At 46.6% G+C, this 772-nt stretch carries 1 pseudogene; it reads right to left on the reverse strand.

Annotated elements, in window-relative coordinates:
• Window positions 1–54: 54 nt before the first annotated feature.
• Window positions 55–772, reverse strand: a pseudogene (locus R7O13_RS26250) (major facilitator superfamily transporter); the annotation flags it as partial.

Below are 772 nucleotides of genomic sequence, written 5' to 3' on the forward strand. Positions count from 1 at the left end.
GCGGCATTTTTGTTTGTTGATTGCGTATGTAATCAAGTGGCGGTGCGAAAGCGATTAGCTCTGTACCTCGACACCCGCTTCAATCTCGACAGGTTGCGCTTGTGCTTCGCTTTCTTTTGCCGCATCCAGCATTTTGCGAATAACAACCGACGCTGCCATAGCAATCGCCACCATCACAACCGCTAGTACAGTAAGCAATTGGAAGTAATCACCGTATACGGTTTGTACGATTTCTTGAGTGATCTCTTGGCCTTTTTCCATCGCAATCGACGTTGAGAAAGCGGCACCAACGATACCACTCAATGCGATAGCAACGGAGAATAGACTAACCGAGAAGTTCTCGATGTGTTTTGGTGCTACAGACAGAATGAATGCCACAACCATTGAACCAACGATAACTTCCGCAATGGCTTGGAAGAAGTGAATCGCCAAGAAGATTTCAGGCATGATCACCACATCTTCACCAACGGTTGTGACCGCAAACGTTAGGATGCCAAATGCAATTGCAGTGAGTACAAACGCCATCGCGATTTTAGTCGCTGTCGAAAGGTGAACGTCGCGTTTTTCAAGCATACCGAAGAAACCCGCAACAATAGGGCCACCAACCATACACCAAAGTGGGTTCATTGCCATTGCTGCTTCTGGCTCAAGTGGGATAAAGCCAAATAGTGAGCCTTTCAAAGTATTGATTGCCACCATGTTCATTGACGTCATCATTTGTCCGTAGTAGACGAAGAAACACGTAGTCAAGAAGGTCACAATGAGGATGGTG

It is taken from the genome of Vibrio sp. Y176 (genome assembly GCF_033438945.1).